General features: G+C 65.3%; 5 protein-coding genes and 1 pseudogene. 3 read left to right on the plus strand and 3 right to left on the minus strand.

Annotated features, from left to right (window positions below; all coding sequences use genetic code 11):
• Positions 1 to 256: pseudogene (locus tag PGX04_RS20300) on the plus strand (NAD(+)/NADH kinase); the annotation flags it as partial.
• Between the two features lie 93 nt (positions 257 to 349).
• Here the strand turns inward: PGX04_RS20300 and PGX04_RS20305 are convergent.
• Both PGX04_RS20305 and nth read right to left on the minus strand, forming a co-directional pair.
• Positions 350 to 610 (minus strand): hypothetical protein, encoded by a 261-nt coding sequence (locus PGX04_RS20305; protein WP_273740174.1) that lies wholly within the window; start codon positions 608 to 610, stop codon positions 350 to 352.
• 100 nt (positions 611 to 710) lie between these two features.
• Complete coding sequence (gene nth / locus PGX04_RS20310) at positions 711 to 1,394, minus strand: endonuclease III (protein WP_273740175.1); 684 nt, start codon at positions 1,392 to 1,394, stop codon at positions 711 to 713.
• Between the two features lie 219 nt (positions 1,395 to 1,613).
• Between nth and PGX04_RS20315 the strand changes: the two genes are divergently transcribed.
• Positions 1,614 to 2,243, plus strand: a complete 630-nt coding sequence (locus tag PGX04_RS20315) for a hypothetical protein (RefSeq protein ID WP_273740176.1) — start codon at positions 1,614 to 1,616, stop codon at positions 2,241 to 2,243.
• Positions 2,244 to 2,507: 264 nt separating this feature from the next.
• Positions 2,508 to 3,491, plus strand: coding sequence for a phosphomevalonate decarboxylase MvaD (gene mvaD, locus PGX04_RS20320; protein ID WP_273740177.1), 984 nt, complete (start codon positions 2,508 to 2,510; stop codon positions 3,489 to 3,491).
• A gap of 354 nt (positions 3,492 to 3,845) precedes the next feature.
• On the opposite strand, the gene PGX04_RS20325 is transcribed toward mvaD, so the two are convergent.
• A partial coding sequence (locus PGX04_RS20325) for a zinc-dependent alcohol dehydrogenase family protein (protein ID WP_273740178.1) occupies positions 3,846 to 4,507 on the minus strand: 662 nt, incomplete at its 5' end.

A 4,507-nucleotide genomic window follows, 5' to 3' on the forward strand; every position in this document is an offset into this window, starting at 1 on the left:
TAGCATACCACACGTTAGGGATCGACCGATCCTGCGCCACACGGTCGCACCGATCGGCGCCTTCGTGACGCAGACCCGTCGGTGGGTACTCCCGAGCGACGACCTCGCGTTCACGGTCGAACGCGAGGAGAGCGACGTCACCCTCGTCGTCGACGGCCGAGCGGTCGGCACGGTCTCCGTCGACTCGCGGGTCGCCGTCTCCCTCGCCGGTACGCTCTCGACGCTGATCGTTCCGGACGACCGGTTCGGGGGCTAACTCGAGGAATCGGCAGCACCGAGTGCGAAAACCGCGGTGTCGGCAGTTGTCCGCGGTTGACAGCGGACGGGACCGGATCGTCTCGACCCTCGCTCAGCTGTTGTACGGCTCCTCGTCCCGGTGGTTATCCGGGTTCGTATTCTCGAGGGCGTCGTCGACTCGATCGTCGGACTTGTGTTCGATGTCCTGCCGACGCTGCTCCTCGTCCTGTCGCTCGCGGGCTTCCTTCTCTTCCTCGGTGAGTTCCTCGTCGTCCTGCGCTTCCTCGGGATCCGTTTTCTCGTGCTCGAGTTGGACGTCTCGTCCGTGTTCATCCTTCCCGGTGTTGTCACGCTGGTCTGAGTTATCGGACATAGTGATCCCGACTGAGGATACCCGCGGTCCCCGAAAAGGCGTTGGGCTTGCGACGGTCGGCGTGTCGTTCACCGGGCGTCGATGGCCGTCAGCCCGCCGATCACCACGGGGCGCCGGAGGCGAGATCGATCTCGCTGTCGCCCTTCTCCGAAGGACAGATATCCGCCAGTACGCAGTCGGCACAGTCGGGGTTCCGAGCCGTACAGGTCGCCCGTCCGTGATCGATACAGAGGTGGGTGAACTGCTGCCAGTCGTCCTCTGGGACGATCTTCATCAGGTCGGTCTCGATCCGTTCGGGCCGCTCCTCTTCGGTGAGTCCCAGCCGCCGCGAGAGTCGCTGGACGTGCGTGTCGACGACGATCCCTTCCACGATATCGTGACCGTGCTGGAGGACGACGTTCGCCGTCTTCCGACCGACGCCCGAGAGTTCGGTCAGCTCGTCCATCGTGTCCGGCACCTCGCCGTCGTGTTCCTCGAGGATCGTCTCGCAGGAGCTGCGGATGTACTCGGCCTTGCTGTTGTAGTAGGTGATCGAGTTCAGGGCTTCCGCGAGCTCCTCCTGAGGAGCGTTCGCGTAGTCTTCGGGGCCGTCGTACGTCTCGAATAGCTGTTTCGTCTCCTCGTTCACCCGCTCGTCCGTGCACTGCGCCGAGAGGATCACCGCGATCAGCAGCTCCAAGCGATTCGCGTATCGCAGCGAAATCGTCGAGTCCGGATAGGCGTCCTCGAGTCGGTCGACGATCGCCTCGGCCTGGTCGGCGCGGGTCTCGAGCGGGGTTCCCATGCTGAAACCGTTGCGAGAGCGCGCATTTGAGCCGTTCGGTTCGAGACGGTCCGTCCGCGCCGCGGTGGTCCGTCAGCACTCTCGATTCCGATGGCCGTCGAGACGGTGCCGAGCAGGGGCGCGCGAATTGGATACATCGGGAGAGCCGTTGAAGGGATATTATTATCATGTGCCAGTATAATAGTATGAAGAGGGTTCGACCGGGGCCGAATTTCGATAATGACAGGGGATGATGACACTCGTGCGCAGTTTGACCGGACAGGGGAGGGGCGGAGCACCGGCCTCCTCGACGTATTGCTCGCCGAACTCGAGGCCGACGACGGACCGAACGCGGCAACGCTCCGTCGGGCGCTCGACCTCGAGCGAACGGCCAGTGCGGACCGAGTCGCGGATATCGAGGACGACCTCGAGACGTTGCGGGCGGACGTCGACGATCGCGCGGCGGTCGACGCGGAGTTGCGGGCTGCGATCGAGAACGACCTCGAACCGCGGCTCGATTCCCTCGCTCGTCGCTTGCAGGGATTCGACGACCGACTGACGGCACTCGAATCCGAGACGAGGGGGCTCCGATCGGAGCTCGCCGCTGTCCGTGATTCCCTTACGGACGCGCACGCCGACACCGGTACCGACACCGACATCGATGCCGCCCAGTTGGACGCGCTCGCGGACGACCTCGAAATCCTCGAGCGAACGGTCGCGACCGCCTTCGACGCGGTCACGTCGGACCTCGAGACCGATCTCGAACAGTTACAGATCGCCCTGCGGGACGATATCGATGCGCTCGAGCGGCGACTCGAGACGCTCGAGGAGGAGACGGAGGCCGACGCGAAACTCGAGACCGACGCGTAGTATCGTCGCCATCGAGCGGTAGCGAACACCCGTTGTCGGAGCCGCCGTGCGTTCGGTGCGTGACCGGTTTCGGAGAGTCCGATGAGGTGCGCCCCCTCGAGTCGCGCCGAGAACCCGGGGGCCGGAATCGAACGCCACGAATCGGATTTCCTGCCCGGTGTCACGGCGGATATCCGACGAACCGGTGTGCGCCGCTGCTCTGACAGCGCTGTGGAATCGATAGGATGCGTGAACTTTAAGCGGCCTTCAGCCACCTATCCGGGTATGAAAGCCACGGCGATGGCCCATCCGATTCAGGGGCTGGTCAAGTACCACGGGATGCGCGACGATATCAAGCGGTACCCGTATCACGACAGTATCAGCGTCTGTACGGCCCCCAGCCACACCCGGACGACCGTCGAGTTCTCGATGGACTACGAGGAGGACACCTTCGTCGTCGACGGCGAGGAACTCGACGGCCGCGCGTACGAACGAGTCGAGGCCGTCGTCGAGAAGGCCCGCTCGCGCTCCGACGCCGCCCACACGGTGTATCCGGTGCGCCTCGAGAGCGAGAACAGTTTCCCCTCGAACGTGGGTCTCGGCTCGTCGTCGTCCGGCTTCGCGGCGGCGGCGATGGCGCTGGCAGAAGCGGCTGAGCTCGATGCCAGCAGACAGGAGATTTCGACGATCGCCCGCGTCGGCTCGGCGTCGTCCGCGCGCGCGGTCACCGGCGCGTTCTCCCAGCTCTACACCGGGATGAACGACGAGGACTGCCGCTCGAAGCGGATTCCGTCCGACCTCCACGAGAACCTCAAGATCATCGTCGGACTCGTCCCCTATCACAAGGAGACCGAGGACGCCCACCGCGAGGCCGCCGACAGTCACATGTTCCAGGCGCGCAACGCCCACATCCACGGCCAGATCGCCGAGATGCGCGACGCGCTGCGGAACAACGACTTCGAGGGCGCGTTCGAACTCGCCGAACACGACTCGCTCTCGCTCGCGGCGACCACGATGACCGGCCCCTCCGGCTGGGTCTACTGGCAGCCGGCCACGCTCGCCGTCTTCAACAAAGTGCGCGAACTCCGCGAGGAGGAGGACATCCCCGTCTACTTCTCGACCGACACCGGTGCCAGCGTCTACGTCAACACCACCGACGAGTACGCCGAGGAAGTCGAGGAAGCGGTCTCCGACTGCGGCGTCTCCACGACCACTTGGAACGTCGGTGGCCCCGCGAAACTCCTCGAGGAAGACAAGCACCTGTTCTAAAAACGAAGTTTTAGCTTCGACCTTTTGCTCTGCGGGCGCGGCTTCGCCGCTCCCTCGGCAAAACGTCGATGAAAAGCACTCTTCCCTCCGTTCCGGCCCTACGGGCTGGCTCACGGCTTGCGCCGTTCGCCATACGCGGCGCGGAGCGCCGCGCTCTCCACATCGGTCGTCGGCCCGCTCGCTCGTTTCACTCGCTCGCGGTGGGTTTCGGTGAACAGCCTGCCTTTCCCCGGGTCACGCGATCAGCCGCGTACTGCGGCTGATCGCCGCTCCCGGCCACGGTGATCGAATACCGCCACCGGTCGTTCTCAGAACCTCGAGTACGGCATCCGATCGGGAACGCTCGAGCGTGCCCTACTCGATCGAAATCACGACCTTCCCCTGGTGCTCACCGGCCTCGACGTAGCGGTAGGCCTCGCGCACCTCGTCGAAATCGAAGGTGCGGTCGATCACGGGCTCCAGTTCGGTGGCGGCCATGGCCCGATTCATCCGGTCGAACATCGCGCGGCTGCCGACGCCCATCACGCCCTCGACGGTCAGCGCCTTGTGAAGCATCGGTCCCGGGTGGACCTGTCCTTCTCCGCCAGCGAGCACGCCGATGAGGTGGACGTGGCCGTTGACCGCGGCCGCCTCGAGCGACTGTGCGAGCGTTCCCGGGCCGCCGACCTCGACGACGTGGTCGACGCCGCCGTCGGTCCGCTCCCGAACGAAGTCGCCCCAGTCGGAGTTTTCCTCGTAGTTGAGCGTCTCCGATGCGCCGAGGTCGCGAGCGCGCTCGAGTTTGTCGTCGCTCGAGGAGGTGACGACAACCTCGGCCCCCTGCATGGTCGCGAACTGAAGTGCGAACGTCGAGACGCCGCCGGTCCCGAGCGCGAGCACCGTCTCGCCGGCGGTGAGATCGCCGTCCTCGACGAGCGCGCGCCACGCGGTGAGACCGGCACACGAGAGCGTCGCGCCCTGCTCGAACGAGAGGTGATCGGGCAGCACCGCGAGGCTCTCGGCGGGGAACGTCAGAT

This window comes from Natrinema soli, assembly GCF_028618695.1.

Bases quoted from the DNA above. Each gene is read 5' to 3' on its own strand.
- PGX04_RS20305 (WP_273740174.1), bottom strand. From the start codon at position 610: ATGTCCGATAACTCAGACCAGCGTGACAACACCGGGAAGGATGAACAC.
- nth (WP_273740175.1), bottom strand. From the start codon at position 1,394: ATGGGAACCCCGCTCGAGACCCGCGCCGACCAGGCCGAGGCGATCGTC.
- PGX04_RS20315 (WP_273740176.1), top strand. From the start codon at position 1,614: ATGACAGGGGATGATGACACTCGTGCGCAGTTTGACCGGACAGGGGAG.
- mvaD (WP_273740177.1), top strand. From the start codon at position 2,508: ATGAAAGCCACGGCGATGGCCCATCCGATTCAGGGGCTGGTCAAGTAC.